Origin of the sequence: Pseudarthrobacter sp. MM222 (genome assembly GCF_947090775.1) — a bacterium.
In the GTDB taxonomy this organism is placed as follows: domain Bacteria; phylum Actinomycetota; class Actinomycetes; order Actinomycetales; family Micrococcaceae; genus Arthrobacter.
Map to the genome: position 1 here is coordinate 1,599,789 of NZ_OX352321.1, position 20,781 is coordinate 1,620,569.

Sequence of the window (20,781 nt, forward strand, 5' to 3'; positions counted from 1 at the left end):
TCCCGGCCGGCCGGAAACAATACAGATAGCCTGCAGCTCAGGACACTACTTTTTCAGGGGGAAGATCGTGCTTTCCGAGCGCGAACTGGCGTTCATCGCCATTCACAAAGACAGCTATCCGCGGGTTTACCGGTTTGTTCGGCGGCGGGTGGAATCGGCCGAAATGGCGGAGGAACTCGCCGCGGATGTCTTCCGGGTGGTGTGGCAAAAATGGGCGGATGAGCCGCGGTCGGATCTGGCCTGGCTGCTGACCATTGCCCGCAACCTGGTGGGCAATGCCTACCGAAGCCGGGACCGGCAGCAGGCGCTGCAGGACAAGCTCCGCGCCGCCACCGTGGTGCGCTTCGGCGATGAATCCGACAATGTCGCGGTCCAGGACGCTTTGGCCAGGCTGCGGGAAAAGGACCGGGAAATTCTCCAGCTCGCCTACTGGGACGATTTAGGCACCGCGGAAATTGCCGGTGTACTGCAATGCAGCGAATCCGCCGCTAAGGTCCGCCTGCACCGGGCACGGGCCGCCTTCCGAAAGCACATGCCGCTGGGCGCCGCCTCGATCGCGGCTGAATCGACCACACAGAAAATGGGTGCCTGAGATGGATCCGATCAAGAATTTCATTTCCGCGACGGACCCCGTACACAACGATCCGTCCGTGCCCGACGGCGAGGCGGCCCTGCGCCGGATGCTCGCCGAGCCGGCGGCCTTCACCGACAGCCTGCGGCCGAACGTCACTGCTCTGGCGGACCGCAAGCGCCAGCGGGCCAGGCTGGCGGGTGTCCTGACCCTCGCAGCGGCCGCCGTCACCGCCGGGGTCCTGGTCGCCACCAACCTCGGGGCTCTCACCACCGCCCCCGAGCCGGCGAACACCGGCACGGTTTCCTCAACAGCTGCTTCGACGCCAACGCCCACGCGGACCCCGACGCCGACAGCAACACCGACGCCCACTACAACGCCCGTGCCGGTTCCCCCTGCTGTGCCGTGGACTTTGTTCTCCGACGCGACCGGTCAGGCTACGTTCGAGCACCCGGCCGGGTGGACCGTATCCGAAGCCCCGGAGTTCGGCGGAGAGGGAGCGTTCAACACGGTTGAGGTGAAGAATCCTGCTGGCAAAACGATGGCCACCCTGAACCTGGTCTACGACGGGGCCGCGGGTCCAGCGTGTCCGGCGCCGAAGCCCTTCTCTACCCTTGATTCTGTGGTGGTCGACATCTCCCAAAAGACGGCGAAGCTCAAGGAATTTCCCCGCGGCCCGTCCGCCTTCGTGTTCAGGGTGGTCCAGGGCGACAAGGTCTATGGCTCCGTGGCCCTCACTGACATCGAGCTTGCTCCTGACACCACCACCTGCGGGTTGTATAACGGCATCCTGGCCCCGGACGACGTTCCTTTTGCCCACTTTGGGGACGCGATCTGGCTCACTCCGGACGGCCAGCGCAATTCGCTCGCCTTCGACACTGTGGCCGATGCGAGAGCGTACATGAGCACCCCGGAGTATCAGGACACCAAACGCATGCTCGTCTCGTTGTCCCTAAGGCCAACCTCAAAGGAATATACGAACGCAGCAGCTGATGTTTCGTTCAAGCTCCCCGTCGGCTGGACGGCCAAGGACGTGCCTGCAGGCACTCCGGATTTTCCTGCCTCGGGAATCCAGATTACAGACGAGACCGGCAAGAAGGTGGCTCGCTTCTATCACGGCGCGGGCGGCGGACTCGGAGGGGCGTGTGGACCGGAAGGGTACAAAGCGACAGAGCTGGATTCGGGGATACCGACCCTGCCAGCGCAATGGGCGCACCAAGCCAAAGTCAGGTTCTCCTACCGGGTACTGGATCAAACGTCAGTGGGAAAGGGCTTCAGCTACCAAGTGGGACTCGTGGACAAGTCCAGCGGGCAGCTCACCGACAGCTGCCTCATGTATTCCGTGGTCAGTGGGGCACCCAGGGGCTCGCTGTCGTTCGCCGACCGGGACTCGAAAAGCCCGGACGAGCCGGTGTTTCAAAGCATGGCGGAGGCAAAGGCATACATGGGGACTCAGGAGTACAAGAAACTCAAGAACATGATCCTGAGCATTAGGATGCCAGCACAAGGGTAGGAAAGTGAGGCGGGCCGGCCACCTTTCCGGGTGACCGGCCCGCCGTCGTTCGCTGCAGCAAAGAAAGAGCTACGGCAGGTGCCGTTCCTCGACGCCGTTGTATTCGCTCAGCGGGCGGATCAGCGAGTTCGCGTCCAGCTGTTCCATGATGTGCGCCGTCCAGCCGGTGATGCGGCTGGCGACAAACAGGGGAGTGAACGTCGCTGTGTCGAATCCCATGAGGTGGTACGTGGGACCGGTCGGATAATCGAGGTTCGGCTTGATCGCCTTGGCCTCGTCCATCGCCGTCTCCAAGCCGTTGTACAGGCCCAGCAGTTCGGGGCGGCCGTAGTGCGCAATCATCTTGTCCAGGGCCGCCTTCATGGTGGGCACCCGGGAGTCGCCGTGCTTGTAGACGCGGTGGCCGAAGCCCATGACCTTCTTCTTCTGGGCCAGGGCGTTCTCCATCCAGGCCTTGGCCCGGGTGGCCGCCTCTTCGAGCGACTCCTCCGGACGGATGCCGATCTCGTCGAAGGTATGCATGACGGCCTCGTTGGCTCCGCCGTGCAGCGAACCCTTGAGAGCGCCGATAGCCCCGGTCACCGCCGAGTGCAGGTCCGAGAGCGTGGACGTAATGACCCGGGCCGTGAACGTGGAGGCATTGAAGGAGTGCTCGGCGTACAGAATCATCGACACGTTGAAGGCGTCGACTACCTCGGGCACGGACTCCTCGCCAAACGTCATCCAAAGGAAGTTGGCGGAATAGCCGAGGTCCTCGCGCGGCTCCACGGGTTCAATGTTGCGTCCCGCCGCGTGACGGCGCCGCTGGTCGTAGGCCACGACGGCCGGCATCGCCGCGAACAGATCAATGGCCTTGGCCAGGTTGGCTTCGCGCGATGAATCCTCCGCGAGTTCGTGCCGGGCCCCCAGAACTGAGGCCGCCGTCCGGCAGACATCCATGGGGTGGGACGTGGTCGGCAAGGCGTCGATCACCTGTTTGACTACCGGATCCAGCGGACGTCCCGCCCGTTCCCGGGCGGTGAACTCGGCCAGCTGCTCCGGGGTGGGCAGTTCGCCGTTCCACAGCAGGTAGGCAACCTCCTCGAAGCTGCACCTGGCGGCCAGCTCCTGCACCGGGTAACCGCGGTACAGCAGCGAGTTGGTGTCCGGATTGACCTTGGAGACCGCGGTGTAATCCACCACGACGCCGGCGAGGCCCTTTTTGATGTCTTGTTCAGCCATGCTGAAACTCCTTTGTTCCTGTCGCCTGTTGTGCCGGCCGGGGCCGGAAAATCATCTGGAGCTTACTTGCCGGGAATCTGGAAATTGAAGACCCCGGTGTCGAAGCGGTTGTAGGCCTCGTAGTCAACGAGGTCATACAAACGCGCACGGGTCAGCATGTTTCCAACCTGTGCCTCCTGCGTTCCGTCGGCCCTAATCGATTCCAGAGTACGCTCAGCGGCGCCCATGGCACTACGGAGCAGCGTCACCGGATAGATGATCATGTTGACCCCGACGCCGGCCAGCTCGTCCACCGTAAACAGCGCGCTCTTGCCGAATTCGGTCATGTTGGCCAGGATCGGCACGTCGACGGCGTCGCGGATCGCCTGGAACTCGCTGAGATCCTTCATCGCCTCCGGGAAAATCGCGTCCGCGCCCGCTTCCACGAGCGCCTTGGCGCGGTCCTGGGCGGCCTGCAGCCCGTCGGTGGCGCGGATGTCGGTGCGGGCCATGATCAGGAAGTTCGGATCCCGCCGCGCGTCGGCCGCCGCCCGGATCCGCTTGGTGGCGGTGTCCAGGTCCACGACGTTCTTGCCGTCCAGGTGGCCGCAGCGCTTCGGGTTGAACTGGTCCTCGATGTGGCAACCCGCCAGGCCGGCGTTCTCGAGTTCCTGGATAGAACGTGCCACGTTCATCGGCTCGCCGAAGCCGGTGTCGGCGTCGACAATTGCCGGCAGGTCGGTCATCCGGGCGATCTGCCCGGCCCGGGTGGCGACCTCGGTCAGCGTCGTGAGCCCGATGTCCGGCAGGCCGAGGTCATTGGCCAGGACGGCGCCGGAAATGTACACCCCGGCGAAGCCCTTCTCCTCGATCAGCCGTGCCGAAAGCGGGTTGAACGCGCCCGGGAACTGGGCGATGGTGCCGGAGGCCAGGAGTTCGCGGAACCGGATCCGCTTCTGCTCCGGCGTGACCTTGGAATACAGCATCAGAAGAGTCCCTTCGGTGCCGCGGCCAGGTCGATCACGCCGTCGGCCGCCTTGATGTTGAGCTGGTCCAGCTCGCCGGCTGCCAGCTCCGGGAGACGGGCGGCAGCGTCCAGGAAACGCTCGATTTCCGCGTCGTCGACCAGACCCGCCGCAAGCGTACGGAACTTGTTCACGTACTGTTCACGCGCGAAGGGCCGGGCTCCCAGCGGGTGGGCGTCGGCGACGGCGATCTCGTCAGTGATGACGGTGCCGTCCGTCAGGGTGATCTCCACGGATCCGCCGAAGGCCTTCTCGGCGATGTCCAGGGAGTGGTACCGGCGGGTCCATTCCGGATCCTCGACCGTGGTGACCTTGTGCCACAGTTCCACGGTGTCGGCACGGCCCGCGCGTTCCGGGGCATAGGAATCGACGTGGTGCCAGGCGCCGTCCTGCAGCGCAACGGTGAAGATGTAGGGGATGGAGTGGTCCAGCGTCTCGCGGCTCGCCGTGGGATCGTACTTCTGCGGGTCGTTGGCGCCGGAACCGATCACGTAGTGCGTGTGGTGGCTCGTCTTGATGAGCACCGATGCCACGTTGGCCGGGTCGGTGACCTCGGGGTGTTCGCCGTGGAGCTTGCGGGCGAGGTCAATCCAGGCCTGGGCCTGGTATTCGGCCGAGTGTTCCTTGGTGTACGTGTCCAGAATGGCGCGCTTGGCTTCCCCGGCTTCGGGCAGCGGCACGGTGTAGCTGGCGCCGGGACCGTCCAGCATCCAGGCGATCACACCGTCCTCGCCTTCGTAGATCGGCACCGGGGAGGTCTGGCCCCGCATGGCCCGGTCCGCGGACTCGACGGCCATCTTGCCGGCAAACGCCGGGGCGTGGGCCTTCCAGGTGGAGATCTCGCCCTTGCGGGACTGCCGGGTCGCGGTAGTGGTGTGCAGGCCCTGGCCGACCGACTGGAAGATCGTCTCGACGTCGAGTCCCAGCAGGGTGCCGATGCCGGCGGCCGCGGAAGGGCCCAGGTGCGCGACGTGGTCGATCTTGTGTTCATGCAGGCAGATGGCCTTGACCAGGTTGACCTGGATCTCGTAGCCGGTGGCGATGCCGCGGACCAGATCCTGGCCGCTGGAACCGACGTGCTGGGCCACGGCCAGGATGGGCGGGATGTTGTCGCCCGGGTGCGAGTAGTCCGCGGCCAGGAACGTGTCGTGGTAATCGAGTTCGCGGACCGCTACGCCGTTCGCCCAGGCCGCCCACTCGGGGGAGACGCGCTCTTCGATGCCGAAGACCTTGGCGCCCTTGCCGCCGGTGCTGGGGCCGTGGGTCAGGGCCTGTGCGCGGGCGGCGATGATCGGTGCCCTGTTGAGCGAGGCAACGGCCACCGAGGCGTTGTCGATGACGCGGTTGATCACCATGTCGGTGACTTCGTCGCTTACCGCCACGGGATCGGCGGCCACCTTCGCAATCTTGTAGGCGAGCTGGTCCTCGCGGCCCAGGTTTTCCTCGCTCTTGTAAACGCGGACGTGGTGTTCCTTAACCATGGTGCTCCTTTTGCTGAGGTGTATGCGTGGCTTTGACGTGGGAAAGGCTGCGGTGCAGGTGAAGTGTGGTGGCGGCCTCGGCCAGCCGGGGGTTGCCGGCGGCGATTGCTTCGGCGATGGCGGCATGCTCGGCGGCTGCGGCGGTGAGCCGGGCCGCGTCATCGGCGGCGAGCCTGCGGACCCGGACCAAATGGACACGGAGGCTGCGCATGGCCTGGGCGAGGTAGGAGTTGGAGATCGCGGCGTCGATGGCTGTGTCCAGCCGCCCGACCAGCCCGTAGTAGTCGTGCAAGGCGGGATCCTGCCCGCTGATGAGTCCCGGGGCCTCCAGGAGCTCGCGGCGGAGCTGCTCGAACGTGGCAGGGTCGCCGCGTTCGGCGGCCAGCGCCGCGGCCTTGCCCTCGAGGGTCTCACGCAGTTCAAAGAGTTCGTCGATGTCTTCCAGCGAGATGTCGGTGACGACGACGCCGCGGCCGCCGGCCGTCGTCGTCAGGCCCTCCGCGGTGAGCCGGCTCAGTGCCTCCCGCAGCGGGGTGCGCGAGATGCCGAGGCGCTCGGACTGCTCCACTTCCGCGAGCACCGTACCGGGCAGGAGGCGCCACTCGATGATGTCGTCGCGCAGGACCGCATAGGCCTTGTCGCTGGCGCGCATCCGGACTCCTTCGTTGGCTGACCTGCAGTTTGTACCATGCCAGTGTATACAGGCAGCCGCTGTTTGCCTAGATTAGCCCGCGTTTCAGTGGCCGTAAGGGCTACTCTGTATACAGAACCCTTGTGTCAGGCCTCCCGACGCGGCTACCATGAGGTCCATCACATCGTCGTGGACGGGACGCATTCACATGGTTACCAACAAATACCGGGACAGCTACGAGCGCAGCCGGGACCAGCCCGAAGGCTTTTGGCTGGAGGCCGCGGAAAGCATCTCCTGGTCCACACCGCCGCGGCGCGCCCTCGATTCCAGCCGGGCGCCGCTCTACGACTGGTTTCCTGACGGTGAACTGAACACGTCCTATAACGCCCTGGATCGCCATGTGGAGGAAGGCCGGGGCGGGCAGGACGCCCTGATCTACGACTCTGCCATGCTCGGCACACAGCAGCGCTACAGCTATGCCGAACTCAGGGACCTCGTGGCCAGGTTCGCGGGTGTCCTGCGCAGCCGCGGCGTGGGCAAAGGCGACCGGGTGGTCATCTACATGCCGATGATTCCCGAGGCGGCGATCGCGATGCTGGCGACCGCCCGGCTCGGCGCCGTGCACTCCGTGGTCTTCGGCGGCTTCGCGCCCAAGGAGTTGGCAGCCCGCATCAGGGACGCAGCCCCCGCCGCAATCGTGACGGCATCCGGCGGCCTTGAGCCGTCGCGCCGGATCGAATACCTGCCCGCCGTCGCCGAGGCCCTGGACCTCGCCGGGACGCCGGAGACCGCGGTGCTGGTCAAGGGCCGGGAAGGCTTTGCCTCCTCGGTGGCCGATCACTCCGGCTGGCTGGACTGGGACGCTGAGATGGCCGGGGCCCGGCCCGCGGCGCCGGTGAACGTCCAGGCGACTGATCCGCTCTACATCCTCTACACCTCGGGAACCACCGGTGCCCCCAAGGGCGTCGTCCGGGACAACGGCGGCCATGCCGTGGCACTGAACTGGACCATGAAGAACCTGTACGACGTCGGCCCCGGTGACGTGATGTGGACGGCCTCCGACGTCGGCTGGGTGGTGGGACATTCCTACATCGTCTACGGGCCGCTGCTGGCAGGTGCCACCACCGTCCTCTACGAGGGAAAGCCGGTGGGGACCCCCGACGCCGGGGCGTTCTGGCGGGTGGTCCGGGACCACAGGGTCAACGTGCTGTTCACCGCTCCCACTGCGCTCCGGGCCATCCGGAAAGCCGACCCGGAGGCGCAGCTCCTCGGTCAGTACGACATCTCCAGCCTGCGGACCCTGTTCGCGGCCGGAGAGCGGTTGGACACAGATACCTTCCACTGGGCCGCCCGGATCCTGGATGTTCCGGTGGTGGATCACTGGTGGCAGACAGAGACGGGCTGGGCCATCTGCGCGAACCCCCGCGGCCTCGGCGGCCTGCCGATCAAGGCCGGCTCACCCAGTGTGCCGATGCCCGGGTTCAGGCTCGCGATCGTTGACGGTACCGGCGCGGACGTCGAGGCCGGCACGGAGGGCAACATCGTCCTGGGCCTGCCGCTGCCGCCTGGCACGCTGACGACGCTCTGGCGAAACGACGAACGCTTCGTCTCGTCCTACCTGCAGGCGTTCGAAGGCTACTACGCCACCGGCGACTCCGGCTACCGGGACGAGGACGGCTACGTCTTTGTCATGGGCCGCACGGACGACATCATCAACGTGGCCGGGCACCGGCTCTCCACCGGCGCCATGGAACAGGTCATCGGGCAACACCCCGCGGTGGCCGAATGCGCCGTGATCGGTCTCGCGGATCCGCTCAAGGGCCAGCGCCCCAGCGGCTACGTGGTGCTGAAATCCGGGGTGGACGTTCCGGAGGACGTTCTGGTGAAGGACCTGATCGCCCTGGTCCGGCGGGACATCGGGGCGGTCGCGGACTTCAAGCACGTCACCGTGGTGGAGGCCCTCCCGAAAACGCGTTCGGGCAAAATCCTGCGCAAGACCATGCGCCAGATCGCCGACGGCGATGAGTACGTGGTGCCATCCACCATCGAGGACGCCGGGGTGATCGACCAGCTGCTCGGAACCCTGCGCCCGGCTTCACGCGGGGACCAAGCACGCGGGGACTAAGCAGAAGGCTTACGACGGCGGCCGGGTCCAGCGGTATTCGTTCTCGGGCCGGCCGGGCGCGCCGTAGCGCGCCGTGCGTGAGACCGTTCCGGCGTCGGCGAGATACTCGAGGTAGCGGCGGGCGGTCACGCGGGACATGCCGAGCGCCTCCATCACCTCGCTGGCGGAGACCGCGCCGGTCTGCAGTTTGAGAAAGTCCTGCACGGATTCCAGCGTGGACACGGCAAGGCCCTTGGGCAGCGGCAACTCGGACGGCGCCCGCAGGCTCGCAAACGCCTGGTCCACATCGCTTTGGGAAGCGCCGGCCCCGGGGAGCCCGGTGCCGGGGGAGGCCAGCTGCTGCCGGAACTGCCGGTAGCTGGCGAGTTTGTCCGCGAAGGTCGCGTAGGTGAACGGCTTGATGAGGTACTGGACCACCCCCGTGGCCACCGCGCTGCGGACAATGTTCAGCTCCCGGACGGCGGTGATGGCGATGATGTCGACGTAAAGTCCCGACGCCCGCATCCGTCGAGCGATGTCGAGCCCGTGCAGGTCCGGGAGGTTCATGTCCAGCAGCACCAGCTCCACGGGCGTGCCGGCCGCCGCAAATTCGGTCAGCAGGCGCAGTGCGGACTGCCCGTCGGGCGCGGAGCCGGCCAGGGTGAAACCGTCCAGCCTGTCGATGTACGCGGCGTGGGCCGCTGCGGCAATCGGCTCGTCCTCGACGACGAGGACTCGGATGTCGCTCATGGCTTTTCCTCTTCCGTGACCGGCAGCGTGACACGGAACAAAGCCCCTGCCGGGCTGGTGATTGTCATCGTACCGCCCAGGCGCTGCACCGCCTGGCGGACCAGGGCCAGGCCCAGCCCCCGCCCGAACGGCCCCGGCGTCTTGGTGCTGAAGCCGTGGCGGAAGACGTCCTCCACGGCGTCGGGATCAATTCCGGCGCCGCTGTCCTCCACCGCGATCACGAGGGCCGACCCCGTGGTCCCGACGGTCAGCTCCACCAGCCTGGGCGCCGGCGCCTCGGCCGCGGCATCGATGGCGTTGTCCAGCAGGTTTCCGAGGATGGCGACGAGATCCTGGACGGCCAGTCCGGTCACAGCCGTTGAGCCGCCGGTGTTCAGGATCAGTTCCACGCCCCGTTCGTGCGCTTCGGCTGCCTTGCCCATGATGAGCGCGCCAAGAACGGGTTCCTCGATGGAGCTCACCAGGTCATCCGTCAGCCGCTGGCTGAGCTCCAGGTCCTTGGTGGCGAAGTCCAGGGCCTCCGGCGCCCTTCCCAGTTCCATCAGCGAGACGATGGTGTGGAGCCGGTTGGCGTGCTCGTGGGTCTGGGCGCGTAGGGCGTCGGAGAGGGTCCGCATGGTTTCAAGTTCGCTGCCAAGCGACTCGATTTCGGTGCGGTCCCGGATGGTGGCCACGGTGCCGAAGACCGCCGCGCGTTGCCGGCCCGCCGCCGAACCAGGGCCCACGGCCGGGCCCTGGTTGACGACCAGGATCCGGGAGCCGGTCAGGTGGATCTCATCGAGCGCCGTCCGCCCCGATTCAAAGAGTTCCTTGAGGCTGGGTGCCAGCGGAAGCTCCGCGATCGACGGCGCCGGCTGGCTCCCGCCCGCGGCTGAATCGCCATTGCTCCCGGCGCTTCCTTCCGTCCCGCCGTTGGATGATCGCTTCGTCAGCCCGAGCAGCTCGGCGGCCTGGTCGTTGTACATGACCACCTTGCCGCGGGAGTCGATCAGGATCACGCCCTCGCGGACGGAATGCAGCACGGATTCGTAGTACGCGAAGAGCTGGGCCAGCTGCTCGGGACCCCAGCCGCGGGTGACCCGCTGCAGGTACCGCTCCAGTAACCACGATGCCACCGACCCGCCCGCGAGCAGGGCCAGTCCGATGGCCACGAGCGCGGGCAGCCTGCCGGAGAGGGCGATGTCCACGGTGCGGACCGTAACTCCAGCCGCAACGAGTGCCCGCACTGTGCCGTCCGCATCCTTGACCGGGGCAATCGTGCGGACCGAGGGGCCCAGGGTCCCGGCGGTGATCTCAGTGAACACCTCGCCGTTGAGGGCGTCCTCGATCGACCCGATATACGGCCTGCCCAGCTCCTCGTCCCGGGGGTGGGTCCACCGGGTCCGGTCCGGGGCCATGATCGTAATGAAGTCCGCGTCGGCATCCTCCATGACGTCCAGGGCGTAGGGCTGGAGCAGCGCAGACGGATCGGCGGCGCTCGCCGCCTCGAGCACGAAGGGGGTGTCGGCCACTGAGACGGCGATGCCGGCCATGCGGCGGCCGGCCTCCTCATAGGCATGATCGCGCGCGTCCACGAACGTGGCCGTGCCGACGATGGCCGTCAGGGCCACCATGAACAGCAAGTGGGCAACAAAGAGCCTGCGGGCGATGCTCCAGCGGTGGATCATCAACACCCTTCCATGACCAATATGAACGCAACGGTGATGCGCGTCACTCCATCTCCAATGATGGACTTACACGCAGAACGGACGTGATGGGCCCACAGCCTGTGCAGCACCGACGTCCAGCCTATCCAAGGAGAACACGATGGCCTCTCAACGAGGAGAGTCGACGGCACCGGCCGCGACGACGGTCAAGAAGCGCAAGGGGCTGGACAAGTCCCATTACCTGTACATAGCGGTCATCGTGGCCGTGATCCTCGGTGCCCTCGTGGGCCTGTTGTTCCCCGAGGTCGGCAAGTCCCTCAAGCCGCTCGGTGACGGCTTCATCAAACTGATCAAGATGATGATCGCGCCCATCATTTTCTGCACCATCGTGCTGGGCATCGGATCGATCGCGAAGGCCGCCACGGTCGGAATGGTCGGCGGACTGGCCCTGGGCTACTTCATCGTCATGTCCACCTTTGCACTGGCCATCGGACTGGTCGTGGGCAACCTGATCCACCCGGGCGAGGGGCTGAACCTGACCCCGTACGACCCCAACAAGAAGGCGGCCACCGACAGCACCGTCGACTTCCTGCTGGGTATCATTCCGGGCGACATACCCGTGCTGCCGACGCTCTTCGCTGCGATCCTGGTCGGCTTCGCCCTCCAGAAGATGGGCCCGCAGGGCGCTCCGATCCTCAAGGCCATTGGCCATGGCCAGGCTCTCGTGTTCCGTATCCTCATCATGATCATGTGGGCGGCCCCCGTCGGTGCGTTCGGCGCCATCGCCGCGGTGGTCGGCGCCACCGGTTTCCAGGCGATCGTCAGCATGTTCACCCTCATGCTGGCCTTCTACATCACCTGCGCACTCTTCATTGTTGTGATCCTCGGCGGATTGCTGCAGGTCGTGGCCGGCATCAACATCTTCCGGCTCATGAAGTACCTGGCCCGTGAATACCTCCTCATCTTCTCCACCTCGTCCTCGGAAGCCGCGCTGCCGCGCCTCATCGCCAAGCTCGAACACCTCGGTGTCTCCAAGCCGGTTGTCGGCGTCACGGTTCCGACCGGCTACTCCTTCAACCTGGACGGCACCGCCATCTACCTGACCATGGCGTCACTGTTCGTCGCCAACGCCATGGGCACGCCGCTGGATCTGGGTGCGCAGGTTTCGCTGCTGATCTTCATGATCATCGCCTCCAAGGGTGCGGCCGGTGTCACCGGCGCCGGCCTGGCCACTCTGGCAGCGGGCCTCCAGGCCCACAAGCCGGAACTGCTCGGCGGCGTCGGCATGATCGTCGGCATCGACCGGTTCATGTCCGAGGCCCGTGCCCTGACCAACTTCACCGGCAACGCCGTGGCCACGGTCCTGATCGGCACCTGGGTCAAGGAGATCGACGGCGACCAGGTTGAGCGGGTGCTGTCCGGCGAGGAACCGTTCGACGAGCAGACCATGCTGGCTCACGGCATGCACCACGAGGCCGCAGCGCCGGCCCAGCCGGCCCCCGCCACCGCCTGACCTGCGGTAACGCCGTAGCCCCGACGCGGGGCAGCCGGTTAGGCCCGCAGTAGTTCAACAGAAAACCGCCCGGACACGCAGAGCGCGTCCGGGCGGTTTTTCGCGCCTCCACAGCAACCCTCGACCTCAACCAGAGGGTCAAGGCTCAAACAATGGCGGCTGTCAAGGTCCGTTGAATACCGTGTGGGGCGCTGTAACCTTGGGAGGAATAAGATCGGCGCTGGAAGTCCAGCGCAGGTATATCAAGCAGCTATATCAGGCAGTCAGCAGCATCAAGCACCACAATCACCGTCATCGAAAGTGTGGATAGATACGTGAGCAGCGAACAGGGTTCAGCAACTCTGGAAGGCACCGAACTCGATCTGGAAGACGCCGTCATGGGTCCCACCGGGCGGCCCTACCGCGACTTTCCGGAGCCAGCGCCGCTGTCATCCCACGGCCCTGCACGGGTGATCGCGATGGTCAACCAGAAGGGCGGGGTGGGTAAGACCACGTCCACCATCAACCTCGCCGCCGCCCTGGCCGAATACGGCCGCCGGGTGCTGCTTGTCGACTTCGACCCGCAGGGGGCGCTGTCGGCCGGGCTGGGCATCAACCCCCACGAACTCGATCTCACGGTCTACAACGTCCTGATGGACCGCAAGGTCGATATCCGCGATGCCATCCACAAGACCGGCGTCGAAAACGTGGACCTGCTGCCGGCCAATATCGACCTCTCGGCCGCGGAGGTCCAGCTGGTCAATGAGGTGGCCCGCGAACAGGTGCTTGACCGTGCACTGAAGAAGGTCGAGGACGATTACGACGTCGTCCTCATTGACTGCCAGCCCTCGCTCGGCCTGCTCACCGTCAACGCGCTGACGGCCGCCCACGGCGTCATCATTCCGCTGATCTGCGAGTTCTTCGCCCTGCGCGCGGTGGCTCTACTTGTTGAGACCATCGACAAGGTCCAGGACCGCCTGAACCCGCGGCTGCAGGTCGACGGCGTGCTCGCCACCATGTACGACGCCCGCACGCTGCACAGCAGGGAGGTCATCTCCCGCCTTGTGGAGGCCTTCGGCGACAAAGTCTTCGAAACTGTCATCAAGCGTTCCATCAAGTTTGCCGATGCCACCGTGGCGGCCGAGCCCATCACCAGCTACGCGGGCAACCACATCGGCGCCGACGCCTACCGCAACCTCGCCAAAGAGCTTATTTCGCGCGGCGGCGCGCCCTAGCCAGGTCCGTGGCAGAGGCGGGCGCTCCCACAGCGGAGCTGAATGCACCGGCAGAGCTGAATGCACCGGCGGAGCTGGGCAGCGCGGCGGACGCACCGGTGAAGAAACCGGGCTTTGAAGTCCGGCTGGCCAACTTCACCGGCCCCTTCGACCTCCTGCTGGGCCTGATATCCAAGCACCAGCTGGACATCACCGAAGTGGCCCTCGCCACGGTCACCGATGAATTCATCAGATACATCAAGGGCCTGCAGGCGCTTGGCGAGGAATGGGCCCTGGATGAGGCCAGCGAATTCCTGGTCATCGCCGCGACCCTGCTGGACCTCAAAGCGGCCCGGCTGCTTCCCGCCGGCGAGGTCGAGGACGAGGAGGACATCGCGCTGCTGGAAGCCCGTGACCTGATCTTCGCCCGGCTGCTGCAGTACAAGGCCTTCAAGCAGGTCGCCGGCATGATGGGTTCCACGCTCGAGCTCGAAGGCCGCCGGTTTCCGCGCCAGGTGGCACTCGAGGAGCACTTCTCCGCGCTTCTGCCGGAACTCATCTGGCGGCATACCCCGCAACAGTTCGCCGCCCTGGCCGAGACGGCGCTCAAGCCCAAGGAAGCCGCCCCGACCGAGGTAGGGCTGGCGCATCTCCACGGAAGCCCCGTCAGCGTCAAGGAGCAGGCCGAACTGCTCGGCCGCCGCCTGCGGCTGGGCAACCCGCTGACCTTCCGGGCGCTCATCGCCGACGCCGAGTCCTCCCTGGTCGTGGTGGCCCGGTTCCTGGCGCTGCTGGAGATGTTCCGGGACCGCGCCGTCTCCTTCGACCAGCTGCTGCCGCTGGGGGACCTGACCGTCCACTGGACGGCCGGGTCGGAGATGTGGAGCAGCGAGAACCTGAGTGAAGAATACGAGGAACAGCCTTGAGGAACACGCCTTTCGAGCCGGTTCGGACCGAGCCGCCACAGTCCGGGGCCGAGGACGACGGCCCGGACCTCGCCAGTCTGCCGGGCGGCGCCCGCGCGGCGCTGGAGGCGGTGCTGATGGTAATCGACGAACCCGCCACTGCCGCCGGGCTGGCGGCGGGTCTGAATCTGACGGTCGACGTCGTCGAAGGGCTGCTCGCGGACCTGCAGCGGGAGTATAACGGTTATACTGTTAATGCCCCGGATGTGGACGAAGCCAGCAGCAACGGTTTCAGCTCCACCGCCCGGGGTTTTGAATTGCGGAATATCGCCGGAGGCTGGCGGATCTATTCCCGGGCTGAATTCGCCGATATCGTCGGCGGTTTCGTACTGGAAGGACAGACGGCCAGGCTGACGCAGGCGGCGCTCGAAACGCTCGCCGTCATCGCTTACCGCCAGCCCGTATCAAGGGCGCGGGTGTCTGCAATTCGAGGAGTCAACGTTGACTCTGTCGTGCGGACGCTGACGCAGCGGGGGCTGATTGAGGATTCGGGAACAGATCCCGAGTCCGGAGCCATCCTGTACCGCACGACGTCGTATTTCCTGGAACGTATGGGAATCGGCTCGGTGGCGGAATTACCGCAGCTTTCACCCCATCTTCCGGGGCTCGAAGGTATCGAAGAGTTCTACGACGCAGGAAGAATGTAGGCAGCAAGACTGCCTGCGCACGAGTATCCACGAGGGCAGAAGCATTTTGCCCGAGCTGGCGGGCATTGTCGGGAGACAAGCAGCGCCGGTCAACACAAACGAAGGACGGGTCATGACACAGGCGGGACGCCAGGGTTCACCACGTAACGGTTCGGGACGCAACGGTGCTGGAAACAACAGCGCTGGAAAAAACAGCGCCGGACAAAATTCAGCGCCAGGCTTCGGCCGTGGCGCACAGGGCGCCGGGCGCCCTGCACAAGGCGGCGCCGGCCGCAATTCCCAGGGCGGCGCAAGCCGCGGCGCGGGAGCCGGTTTCAAGGGCGGGGGAGACCGCCCCTTCAAGCACCCGAAGCCTCGCGAAGAGGCCTTCATCGATCCGGATCTGCAGGGCCCGGGCGGAGCACCCACCGACCGGCCGGCTTCCGGCGACCGGAAACCCAGCGGCTTTACCGGCAAGGCAGCCGCCCGCAAGCCCGGCGCCCGGAAGCCCGGCTTCGGCAAGGACCCCGGCACCCCCGGTGCGCTCAAGCCCAAGCCGCGCACCGGCGCACCCAAGACCGCTGCCGCCCGCGCCTTCGGCAGCGAACGCTTCGGCCAGAACCTCGGCCCCGTGCGCCGGCCGGCCCGCAAGCGCGGACCCCGCGCCGAGGTGCCCCAGTCCGACCTGCATGACCAGGACGGCATCCGCCTTCAGAAGGTCATGGCGTCGGCCGGCGTCGCCTCGCGGCGCGTCTGCGAGGAAATGATCGCCGAAGGCCGCGTCGAGGTCGACGGCCAGGTCGTCACCGAGCTCGGCGTCCGCGTCGATCCGAAGACCGCCGTGGTCCACGTGGACGGACTCCGCATCCAGCTGGACGAGAACATGGTCTACATGGTCTTCAACAAGCCCAAGGGTGTCGTCTCCACCATGGAAGACCCGGACGGCCGCCCCTGCATCAGCGACTTCGTCCGCAACAGCCACGGCGAACGGCTCTTCCACGTGGGCCGGCTCGACGTCGCCACCGAGGGCCTGCTGCTGCTGACAAACGACGGCGAACTCGCCAACCGCCTCACGCACCCCTCCTACGAAGTGCCCAAGACCTACCTCGTGCAGGTCCGCGGGCCGTTCCCGCAGGGCATCGGCGCCCAGCTCAAGGCCGGCGTTGAACTTGAGGACGGCTTCGCCTCGGTGGACTCCTTCAAGCTCGTCGACTCGACTCCGGGCCACGTGCTGATCGAGGTCGTCCTGCACTCGGGCAAGAACCGCATCGTCCGGCGCCTCTTCGACGCCGTCGGCTTCCCGGTTCTGCGCCTGGTCCGCGTCAAGGTCGGGCCCATTGGCCTGGGAGACCAGCGCCAGGGCAGCATCCGCAACCTCGGCAAGCAGGAAGTCGGTCACCTGCTGGCATCCGTAGGGCTGTAAAGGTATGTCTGCTTTCCGCACCCACGGCCGGGGCCACCTGAATGGCCCGGTCGTGGTCATCGGGACTGGGCTCCTGGGCACCAGCATCGGGCTGGGGCTGCGGGGCCGCGGCGTGTCCGTGTTCCTCTCCGATCCCTCGCCCACCAACCAGGCCGTCGCCGTCGATATCGGCGCCGGCCTGCCCTTGGCGCGCCTGGACGCAGAACGGCCTGAACTCGTCGTGGTCGCCGCCCCGCCGGACGTCACTGCGGACGTCGTCGCCCAGGCTTTGCAGGACTACCCGGACGCGACCGTCGTCGACATCGCCAGCGTCAAGGCGGACATCCAGGCGGAGCTCCGCGGCCGGGGCACAGACCTCGGCCGTTATGTCGGGACCCACCCCATGGCAGGCCGGGAGAAGTCAGGCCCGGTAGCCGCCCGCGGTGAACTGTTCACCTCGATGCCCTGGGTACTTTGTCCCGCTGCGGAAACCTCCCCCGTGGCTTTGCAGGCCGCCCGCGCCCTCGCGACAGACCTTGGCGCCGTCGTATCCGAATTCTCCGCCGAAGAACACGACGAGGCCGTGGCGCTTGTCTCCCACCTGCCCCAGATCATGTCCTCGCTCGTGGCCAGCCGGCTGCAGGGCACTCCCTTGCACGCGCTGTCCCTCTCCGGGAACGGCCTGCGGGACGTGACCCGCATCGCCGCGAGCGATCCCACGCTCTGGGTCCAGATCCTGGGTGCGAACGCGGACAAGCTCGTCGGGATCCTGCACGGGGTCCGCGAAGACCTGAACCGCCTGATCGGCACGCTGGAAAACCCGACCGCCCCCGGCGCCCGGCTTGACCTGGCCCAGCTGATCAGCGAAGGCAACGCCGGGCAGTCCCGGATTCCGGGCAAGCATGGCGGACCGCCGCAAGCCTACTCCTGGCTGACGGTCCTGGTGGATGACACCCCGGGCCAGATCGCCCGGCTCCTCACGGAGATCGGCGAGATCGGCGTTAACCTCGAGGACCTCCGCCTGGACCATTCCTCGGGACAGAACGTGGGCATGGTGGAGATCTCCGTCCTGCCCAACAAGCATGACCTATTAATCGAAGCCCTCAACGACCGCGGATGGCGGGTACTCCAGTAATGACACAGGAAATCATAGAAACGGTGGACGTTGTCCGCCCCGGTAAGAGCCTTGTCGTGGCGATCGACGGCCCGTCCGGATCGGGCAAGTCCAGCGTCAGCAAGGAAGTCGCGCGGCGGCTCAGGCTTGCCTACCTCGACACCGGCGCCATGTACCGCGCCCTGACCTGGTTCTGCCTGGATTCCGGCACGGACCTCGAAGACGGCGCCGCGGTTGAGGCCGCAGCGGAGAACCTGCCGCTGGAGATCAGCACAAGCCCGCAGGACGAGTACGTCCGCGTGGGCGGCGTCGACATTACGCTCGCCATCCGGGAGCCGGAGATCTCCGCGGCCGTGAGTGCCGTGGCCACCACCCTCGGTGCCCGCACCGAACTGATCCGCCGCCAGCGGGAGATGATCGAACTGCACCACCGCCGCATGGTGGTCGAGGGGCGGGACATCACCACTGTCGTGGCGCCGCACGCCGAAGTACGGATGCTGCTCACCGCGAGCGAGGAAGCGCGCCTGCGCCGCCGGGGCATCCAGCTGGGCGGCAGCCAGAACGCCGAGCAGCTCGCCGCCCAGGTGACCCAGCGCGACGCCAAGGACTCCACTGTGGTGAACTTCACGCAGGCCGCCGACGGCGTCGTCACCCTGGACTCCTCGGACCTGGACTTCACGCAAACCGTCGACGCCGCCCTCGGCATCGTTGACAGCGTCATCAACCACAAAGTCAGCAACCACAAGGTCACCAACCTTGACTGAGCCGCAACCGGCACTGCCGGGACGGTGGACGACAACCTGGAGCCGGCCCGTGGGCTGGCTCCTGGACCACGTCGTCTACCGCACTTCGGTAACGGGGCGGGCCAACGTCCCGGCCTCCGGACCGGTGATCTTCGCCGGAAACCACATCAGTTTCCTGGACGGTCCGGTCATGTTCGGCGCCGCACCCCGGCCGATGCACATCCTGGTCAAGAAGGAACTGTTCACCGGCTTCCTGGGCCGGGTGCTCACCGCCTCGGGCCAGCTCGCCGTTGACCGCGCGGGTGACCGTGCCGCCCTGCACATGGCCCGTCGCGTGCTCGAGGCCGGCCGCTGCGTCGGCATCCTCCCCGAGGGAACACGGGGGAGCGGCGAAGCCTCCGCCATCAGCAACGGTGTCGCCTGGCTTGCGCTGAACTCCGGTGCCACCGTGGTTCCCGTGGCCATCCTCGGCACCAGGGTCAGCGGCGAGGACCTGGATGCCGTTCCCCGCCCGCGCCGGCGGCTGCATGTCAGCTTCGGCGGAGCCTTGAATGTGAGCCGCCGTCCCGGCGAGACCGGCCGTGATTCAATGGACAGGGCGGGAACCGAGATCCGCGCCGCGCTGGCCCGCCATGTCCAGGATTCCATCACCGGCAGCGGGCAGCCCTTGCCCGACGCGGATTCCCCGCAAGAACGTCATGAAGCAGTAGCCGGGACGCCGGCAGATCACCACCTAAGGAATGTGCAATGAGCGATACGACTCAAACCTCCGGCAACTTTGGCGCCGGCGAAGACGAATACACGCCCACCGGCACGGACCAGGTGGCAGAGCATCTTGCCGCCCTGGACGATGAGGAAGCGGAGATCCGAGCGGCTTCGCTCCGGGCGGGCCTGGACGACTACGATCTCGACGAGGAAGACGCCGCCCTCCTGAGTGGCCACTACGACGACGAGGACTTCGACGGTCCGGTCAAACTGGATCCCGTCCTCGCCATCATCGGCCGTCCCAACGTGGGCAAGTCCACCCTGGTCAACCGCATCCTCGGACGCCGCGAAGCCGTGGTGGAAGACACCCCCGGCGTCACCCGTGACCGCGTCATGTACTCGGCCACCTGGAACGGCCGGAACTTCACCGTCGTCGACACCGGCGGCTGGGAGCACGACGCCCGCGGCATCCACGCCCGTGTCGCCGAACAGGCCGAGATGGCCGTGGAACTCGCCGACGCCGTGCTGTTCGTCGTCGACTCCGCCGTCGGCGCGACCGCCACGGACGAAGCCGTCGTGAAGATGCTGCGCAAGTCCAAGAAGCCGGTCATCATTGTGGCCAACAAGGTGGATGACTTCGCGCAGGAAGCCGACTCGGCCACGCTCTGGGGCCTCGGCTTCGGCGAGCCGTACCCGGTCTCGGCGCTCCACGGCCGCGGCGTTGCCGACCTGCTGGACCACGTCATGGACACGCTGCCCGAGTTCTCGACCATCGAAGGGCTGGAACGCTCCGGCGGCCCGCGCCGCATCGCGCTAATCGGCCGGCCGAACGTCGGCAAGTCCTCGCTGCTGAACAAGCTCGCCGGTTCCGAGCGCGTGGTGGTGGACAACACCGCCGGCACCACCCGGGACCCGGTCGATGAGTTCATTGAACTCGGCGGCCGCACCTGGCGCTTCGTCGACACCGCCGGCATCCGCCGCCGCCAGCACATGGCTCAGGGCGCCGACTTCTACGCCTCGCTGCGTACCCAGAGTGCGCTCGAAAAGGCCGAGGTCGCCGTCGTACTGCTCGCCGTGGACGAAGTGCTGAGCGAGCAGGACGTCCGCATCCTGCAGCTGGCCATCGAATCGGGCCGGGCAATGGTCCTCGCGTTCAACAAGTGGGACCTGCTCGACGACGAACGCCGCACCTACCTGGAGCGGGAGATCGAGCAGGACCTGGCCCACGTGGCGTGGGCCCCGCGAGTCAACATTTCGGCGCTGACCGGTTGGCACAAGGACAAGCTGGTCCCTGCCCTGGACACCGCGCTGGAAAGCTGGGACAAGCGCATTCCGACCGGACGCCTCAACGCGTTCCTGGGCGAACTGGTCGCGGCGCACCCGCACCCGGTCCGCGGCGGCAAGCAGCCCCGCATCCTGTTCGGCACGCAGGCCTCCAGCCGTCCGCCGAAGTTCGTCCTGTTCACCACCGGTTTCCTGGACCCGGGCTACCGCCGCTTCATCACGCGCCGGCTCCGTGAGACCTTCGGTTTCGAGGGCACTCCGATCGAGGTCAACATGCGCGTCCGCGAAAAGCGCGGAAAGAAGCGTTAATTTCGA

The 20,781-nt window shown here is 66.6% G+C and carries 18 protein-coding genes; 12 read left to right on the plus strand and 6 right to left on the minus strand.

The window, feature by feature from the left end; translation table 11 throughout:
• Window positions 1-67 precede the first annotated feature (67 nt).
• Complete coding sequence (locus OM977_RS07245) at window positions 68-592, plus strand: RNA polymerase sigma factor (protein ID WP_264356816.1); 525 nt, start codon at window positions 68-70, stop codon at window positions 590-592.
• On the plus strand, window positions 585-2,084 hold the full coding sequence (locus OM977_RS07250) for a hypothetical protein (protein WP_264356817.1): 1,500 nt from the start codon (window positions 585-587) through the stop codon (window positions 2,082-2,084). The genes OM977_RS07245 and OM977_RS07250 overlap by 8 nt, the downstream gene beginning before the upstream one ends.
• Window positions 2,085-2,153: 69 nt before the next feature.
• Here the strand turns inward: OM977_RS07250 and OM977_RS07255 are convergent, their stop codons facing one another.
• The 4 genes from OM977_RS07255 to OM977_RS07270 form a co-directional block, all read right to left on the minus strand.
• Window positions 2,154-3,305, minus strand: coding sequence for a bifunctional 2-methylcitrate synthase/citrate synthase (locus OM977_RS07255; protein ID WP_264356818.1), 1,152 nt, complete (start codon window positions 3,303-3,305; stop codon window positions 2,154-2,156).
• A gap of 62 nt (window positions 3,306-3,367) precedes the next feature.
• Entirely contained in the window at window positions 3,368-4,270 is a 903-nt protein-coding gene (prpB, locus tag OM977_RS07260) for a methylisocitrate lyase (RefSeq protein ID WP_264356819.1), read from the minus strand.
• Window positions 4,270-5,790 (minus strand): MmgE/PrpD family protein, encoded by a 1,521-nt coding sequence (locus OM977_RS07265; protein WP_264356820.1) that lies wholly within the window; start codon window positions 5,788-5,790, stop codon window positions 4,270-4,272. Before OM977_RS07265 ends, prpB begins: the two co-directional genes overlap by 1 nt.
• A complete protein-coding gene (locus OM977_RS07270) occupies window positions 5,783-6,442 on the minus strand; it encodes a GntR family transcriptional regulator (protein WP_264356821.1) in 660 nt (219 codons plus the stop codon). The genes OM977_RS07265 and OM977_RS07270 overlap by 8 nt, the downstream gene beginning before the upstream one ends.
• Window positions 6,443-6,629: 187 nt before the next feature.
• Here OM977_RS07270 and OM977_RS07275 point away from each other — a divergent pair, with 187 nt between their 5' ends.
• Entirely contained in the window at window positions 6,630-8,546 is a 1,917-nt protein-coding gene (locus OM977_RS07275; RefSeq protein WP_264356822.1) for a propionyl-CoA synthetase, read from the plus strand.
• 9 nt (window positions 8,547-8,555) lie between these two features.
• Here OM977_RS07275 and OM977_RS07280 read toward each other — a convergent pair whose 3' ends face one another.
• Together OM977_RS07280 and OM977_RS07285 are read right to left on the minus strand one after the other, a co-directional pair.
• A complete protein-coding gene (locus OM977_RS07280) occupies window positions 8,556-9,275 on the minus strand; it encodes a response regulator (protein ID WP_264356823.1) in 720 nt (239 codons plus the stop codon).
• Window positions 9,272-10,942 (minus strand): sensor histidine kinase, encoded by a 1,671-nt coding sequence (locus OM977_RS07285; protein WP_264356824.1) that lies wholly within the window; start codon window positions 10,940-10,942, stop codon window positions 9,272-9,274. Before OM977_RS07285 ends, OM977_RS07280 begins: the two co-directional genes overlap by 4 nt.
• Before the next feature lie 139 nt (window positions 10,943-11,081).
• Here OM977_RS07285 and OM977_RS07290 point away from each other — a divergent pair, with 139 nt between their 5' ends.
• The 9 genes from OM977_RS07290 to der all read left to right on the plus strand — a co-directional run bounded on the left by OM977_RS07290 (window position 11,082) and on the right by der (window position 20,775).
• Complete coding sequence (locus OM977_RS07290; RefSeq protein ID WP_264356825.1) at window positions 11,082-12,434, plus strand: cation:dicarboxylate symporter family transporter; 1,353 nt, start codon at window positions 11,082-11,084, stop codon at window positions 12,432-12,434.
• Between the two features lie 314 nt (window positions 12,435-12,748).
• The gene (locus OM977_RS07295) at window positions 12,749-13,648 is read left to right on the plus strand and encodes a ParA family protein (protein ID WP_264356826.1); all 900 of its coding nucleotides are present in this window, start codon (window positions 12,749-12,751) and stop codon (window positions 13,646-13,648) included.
• Between the two features lie 8 nt (window positions 13,649-13,656).
• On the plus strand, window positions 13,657-14,553 hold the full coding sequence (locus OM977_RS07300; protein ID WP_442960706.1) for a segregation and condensation protein A: 897 nt from the start codon (window positions 13,657-13,659) through the stop codon (window positions 14,551-14,553).
• 116 nt (window positions 14,554-14,669) lie between these two features.
• Entirely contained in the window at window positions 14,670-15,239 is a 570-nt protein-coding gene (gene scpB / locus OM977_RS07305) for an SMC-Scp complex subunit ScpB (protein WP_264357344.1), read from the plus strand.
• Window positions 15,240-15,351: 112 nt separating this feature from the next.
• Window positions 15,352-16,641, plus strand: a complete 1,290-nt coding sequence (locus OM977_RS07310) for a pseudouridine synthase (protein WP_264356827.1) — start codon at window positions 15,352-15,354, stop codon at window positions 16,639-16,641.
• Window positions 16,642-16,645: 4 nt separating this feature from the next.
• A complete protein-coding gene (locus OM977_RS07315) occupies window positions 16,646-17,755 on the plus strand; it encodes a prephenate dehydrogenase (protein WP_264356828.1) in 1,110 nt (369 codons plus the stop codon).
• Window positions 17,755-18,498, plus strand: a complete 744-nt coding sequence (cmk, locus tag OM977_RS07320; protein WP_264356829.1) for a (d)CMP kinase — start codon at window positions 17,755-17,757, stop codon at window positions 18,496-18,498. Before OM977_RS07315 ends, cmk begins: the two co-directional genes overlap by 1 nt.
• Window positions 18,491-19,228, plus strand: a complete 738-nt coding sequence (locus OM977_RS07325) for a lysophospholipid acyltransferase family protein (protein ID WP_264356830.1) — start codon at window positions 18,491-18,493, stop codon at window positions 19,226-19,228. Before cmk ends, OM977_RS07325 begins: the two co-directional genes overlap by 8 nt.
• The gene (der, locus tag OM977_RS07330) at window positions 19,225-20,775 is read left to right on the plus strand and encodes a ribosome biogenesis GTPase Der (RefSeq protein ID WP_264356831.1); all 1,551 of its coding nucleotides are present in this window, start codon (window positions 19,225-19,227) and stop codon (window positions 20,773-20,775) included. Before OM977_RS07325 ends, der begins: the two co-directional genes overlap by 4 nt.
• Window positions 20,776-20,781: the final 6 nt, after the last annotated feature.